Source organism: Bathymodiolus platifrons methanotrophic gill symbiont, assembly GCF_002189065.1.
Classification (GTDB): domain Bacteria; phylum Pseudomonadota; class Gammaproteobacteria; order Methylococcales; family Methylomonadaceae; genus Methyloprofundus.
Map to the genome: position 1 here is coordinate 1 of NZ_BDMN01000376.1, position 4,632 is coordinate 4,632.

At 34.3% G+C, this 4,632-nt stretch carries 4 protein-coding genes; 2 read left to right on the top strand and 2 right to left on the bottom strand.

Going from position 1 to position 4,632, the window contains the following annotated elements; translation table 11 throughout:
* Positions 1–68: 68 nt before the first annotated feature.
* Positions 69–2,108, top strand: coding sequence for an ATP-dependent nuclease (locus CDZ78_RS17840; RefSeq protein ID WP_087871189.1), 2,040 nt, complete (start codon positions 69–71; stop codon positions 2,106–2,108).
* The gene (locus tag CDZ78_RS17845) at positions 2,108–3,787 is read left to right on the top strand and encodes a UvrD-helicase domain-containing protein (protein ID WP_087871190.1); all 1,680 of its coding nucleotides are present in this window, start codon (positions 2,108–2,110) and stop codon (positions 3,785–3,787) included. Before CDZ78_RS17840 ends, CDZ78_RS17845 begins: the two co-directional genes overlap by 1 nt.
* Positions 3,788–3,809: 22 nt before the next feature.
* Here the strand turns inward: CDZ78_RS17845 and CDZ78_RS17850 are convergent, their stop codons facing one another.
* Positions 3,810–4,040, bottom strand: a complete 231-nt coding sequence (locus CDZ78_RS17850; protein ID WP_087871191.1) for a hypothetical protein — start codon at positions 4,038–4,040, stop codon at positions 3,810–3,812.
* Between the two features lie 111 nt (positions 4,041–4,151).
* A partial coding sequence (locus CDZ78_RS17855) for a DDE-type integrase/transposase/recombinase (RefSeq protein WP_167374390.1) occupies positions 4,152–4,632 on the bottom strand: 481 nt, incomplete at its 5' end.

The window sequence follows — 4,632 nt, forward strand, 5'->3', positions numbered from 1 at the left end:
TGGTAAGTTAAAATTCGACTACCCACTGTATTTCACATAGAGCCTAAATTCTACTGTCAGGAATGAATATGTTATTAAAAAAGTTAATCGTATCAGGCTATAAAAGTATCTCTGTGGAAAACCCACAAACGATTGACTTTGAACCTGATGTTACTGCATTAATTGGTCACAATGGCACAGGGAAAAGTGCAACTCTAGAAGCATTAAATAAACTTTTTTCAATTGATCATTCATTACGAGGAATAAGCGCATCTGATTTTCATTTGGAAGATGATGCTGAAAAAGGGGATGCCAGAAATTTATTTATTGAAGCGTGGTTTCATTTCCCAGAGGTCAACGATAATCCATCAATCCCGTCCATAATTAACGGGTTAGCTGTATCAAGTATTAATGGTGAATTGATTTTCAGGGTTCGTTTAGAAGCTAGCTTGAATTTTGATTATAACCCTTTAGGTGATGTTGACGAAGATATATGGATTGTTGATGGTGATATGGAGCAACCAGAAGCTGATAATAAGCATAGATTACTAGCGACTCAACGAAATGGGATTCAAGTTAACTATATTCCAGCGAATAGAGATCCATTAGTTCAGTTAAAGTATTCTTCAAAAGCAATTTTAGGTCGATTACTTAAAGCTATTAAGTGGTCTGATGGTGAGCAAGAATCATTTGAAGAACAAGCTCAAACGCTTAATGGCTTGGCTAAAGATAATCCTGCACTAGTACAAATAACAGATGCGATAAACCAGAATTGGACAAAAATATATAGAGGTCGTCATCTAAATCAAGCAGGCTTAAACTTCCCTGTAGGGGACGTTGATGAAATATTGAGGTTGATACAGCTCCAATTTATGCCTGACGCAGCAGGAAATAAAGTAGATACAAGCCGATTAAGTGATGGCCAAAAGTCACTGGTTTATTTCGCTTTAACTAAAGCGTTATTTGATATAGATAAAGCTACTAGGCAAGCAATAATAGATAAACAGCCATCAAATTTTGATGCAGATAAAATGAAGTTACCTATTTTTAGTCTAATTGCACTGGAAGAACCAGAGAATCATTTATCCCCACATTATCTGGGGCGAGTGATGAAACTAATTAAAGACTACGGAACTAGTGACTTATGTCAGTCTATTGTATCTACACACTCAGCTTCATTAGTGGGGAGAGTGAATCCTAAACAAATACGCCATTTCCGACTAGATAATGAAACGAAGAGCACTCATATTCAGTCATTATCGTTACCTGAAGACGCTGACGAACAAGCAAAGTATATAAGCGAAGCGGTAAAAGCTTATCCTGAAATTTATTTTGCAAAACTTGTTGTTCTTGGTGAGGGTGATAGTGAGCAAGTTATTTTACCCAAAATACTTGAACATTATGGACAAGATATAGATGCACATTCTATATCTGTTGTTCCATTAGGTGGAAGACATGTAAATCATTTTTGGAGATTACTTAATTCTTTAAAGATACCCTATGTGACTTTATTAGATTTTGACATAGATCGAAATGGTGGTGGATATGGGAGAATTAAATATGCAGTCGAACAACTATTAAAAATGGATGGTGTGGTAAACGAATATATAACAAAGGAAGTACCAGACTTGGTTCCTGATTGGGATAGCCTAGACGATCCTAATTTATTTAACCTGAGCTATGGGGGGGAGCTAAAAAATATCGTAAATGAGCTAGAAACCTGTGATGTTTATTTCTCTAGCCCTCTAGATATCGACTATTCAATGATTTGTGCTTTCCCTGAAGTATTTTGCTTGAAAGATGAAACATACGGTGAAAGAGGCCCAACAGAAGGTAAAGCAGACGAAGAATACGATGATCGAGAAAAAAGAGTAGAAGCACTAATTAAAGCTGTACTTAAAAAAGGTAATGCAGGAAAAAGGTTTGCTTTTGGTGATGGCTGGGAGCGAAACTTTCGTTGGTATCGTTATCGTTTTTTATCTAATAAAAGTAAACCTGCATCTCACGTAAGAATGTTTATGAAGATTGAAAGTGAATATAATTCCGAAGAGATAAAAGCTAAGTTACCTTTAGAGTTAAATAGGCTGGCAGTGAGAGTTATAGAGCTTGCTCAACAGGTTGTTGAGTAATGGGTATAGAATGGTTGCCCTCCGAAGGTATTGAAGCGACAGAAGAGCTTATGGACATTATTACCTGTGATGAATCTGTTGCTGTTCTTGCAGGTGCTGGGGCTGGAAAAACAGAATTATTAGCACAAAAAGCTAATTATTTATTTTCTACTGACAAGTGTTCTTGGCCTAAAAGAATATTATCATTAACATTTAAAACTGAAGCTCAAATAAACATAAAAAGTAGAATAAACAAACGTTGCGGACTCAAAGCAACTCGTTTTGACTCTTTTACATTCCACGCATTTTGTAAAAGTATTGTTGATAGATTTAAGAACGCTCTTCCAGAGAATGAACGCCCTGCAATTAATTATGATATCGTTTTTCATAAGAGAGAAGCCAATGGTATTGATAAAATCCTTATGGATAGTTTGTTGTTGTTGGCTATTAAAATTTTGCATATTAGGTTAGATATACGAAATGCTTTTTCATATTCGTATGACTATGTTTTTGTTGATGAGTTTCAAGATACTACAGATAAGCAATATGAACTTCTTAAGTTACTATTTCAAAATACAGACACAAAATTATTAACTGTTGGAGATATCAACCAAAGTATTATGCTTTGGGCTGGGGCTAGAAAAACCGTATTTACTGATTTTCAAAATGATTTTTTAGCAAGCAACAAAATTTTAGTTAAAAACTATAGAGCTTCGAAAGAAATTCAAGATGTGTTAGATATCGTTCTCGAACACGTTAAAGACCCAAGTCACTTGATCAATGAATTACTTGAACAATCAAAAAATTGTTCTATACATATATTCCAAGATGAATATCAAGAGGCATCTTTTATTGTTGATAATATCAAAGCGGCTTTAGCTGCGGGAGTAAGTGAACAAGATATTTGCATTTTAACAAAGCAGCATTCTTCTGACTATACGGAAATCGTTAGAGCTGAACTTACGAAAGCTGGAATACACAATCTGGATATGAGTGATTTACAAGATGCACTGAAGGAACCGTTAGGTCAGTTGTTCTCTATATTTTTAAAAGTTTTATTATGCCCAACGCCAAAGGATATGACAGAACTTTTTAGTATTAATTTGGCTTTAAATAAAGTTGAATTAGGTGATAATAAAGAAGAAGAGTTAACGACAAGTATCGTAAATTTTATATCATTAAAACGAGAAGAATTAACAATAAATACAGGCGTTGACGACTTAATTTGCTATATGCAGAGTTTTATTCAATTTTTGGGTTCAGCAAAAATAAAAGGCAGATGGAAACAATATAAATCTCCAGAATATTATAATTTTATATGGAAGAATCTTGAATTACATTTAAGAAATATGTGTAATCAAACTCAGTCATTAGAAATAGCTGTTGAATTATTTAATGCGGAAAAATCTGTGCAAATAATGAATATTCATAAATGTAAGGGACTTGAATATAATTCTGTCTACTTTATTGGTCTAGAAGATCAAGCATTTTGGGATTATAAGAAAAATCCATTTGAAAATAACTGTGCTATTTATGTCGCTTTATCGAGAGCTAAAGAATCATTGAATGTAACTTATACCAAACGCCGTAAACATAGGAAGTATGACAATCGCCCTTCGACCTATAAAAATACTAGGGTGGTAATTGATTTACTTGTTAAGAAATGCAAATTTAACGCCATAAATCATACGTTAACGTAGATTGGTAATTATCTTTTTTGATTTATGAACAATTATTTCTAAAAGTGGTCTTTAGATTCTGAACGGATTTAGCTGGTTTAAATTCATCAATTTCAAGTGTAATATCTTCTAGAATTAATTGACGCTCTTCACCTGTGTTATTTACCTGTCCTTTTTTATTGAGTGATTGAAATGATTTATTCAAGCTAAATATTCTTAGTTCATAGGCGCGCCATGCTACCTCACAACATTCTGTGACTCCTGTCACCAACATTCATTCGCCTACGCAGCGAATGGGAGATGCCCTGGTCGCCCTGCGTCCGTCTCAACTTATAGCACCCCAAAGAGTCAAGACAGATTTTTCAACAATCCTTATTCCATATTCCTAAGCCGCTTCATTCTGCTGTTCATTAGCTAAAATACTTTCTCTATATACATTCATTGGTTTTTTATAGTCCAGGGTTTCATGAAACCGTTGATGATTATAAAACTCAATATAGTCATCAACATCTTCTATTAACGCTCTAATTGAACCATATTCATTTAAATAAATACGCTCACATTTTGCACTTCGCCAAAACCGTTCAATACAAATATTATCCGTTGCTCGTCCTTTTCCATCCATAGAAATAGTAATGCCTTTGTTTTTTAGTCGTTGGGTATGAATTTCACTGGTGTATTGACTGCCTTGATCCGTATTAAAAATTTCAGGTGTTCCGTAGAGAGAAAGCGCTTCATCTAATACATCCATAACTAAAAAAGAATCCATTGTGTTTGATATTTTATGGGCGAGCACTGCTTTTGAGTGCCAATCAATAATCGCCGCTAAATAAACCATCCCTTCTTTGGTTTTAATATAGGTTATA

Coding starts and splice junctions, on each gene's coding strand:
- CDZ78_RS17850 (WP_087871191.1), bottom strand. CDS start 4,040: ATGTTGGTGACAGGAGTCACAGAATGTTGTGAGGTAGCATGGCGCGCC.
- CDZ78_RS17845 (WP_087871190.1), top strand. CDS start 2,108: ATGGGTATAGAATGGTTGCCCTCCGAAGGTATTGAAGCGACAGAAGAG.
- CDZ78_RS17840 (WP_087871189.1), top strand. CDS start 69: ATGTTATTAAAAAAGTTAATCGTATCAGGCTATAAAAGTATCTCTGTG.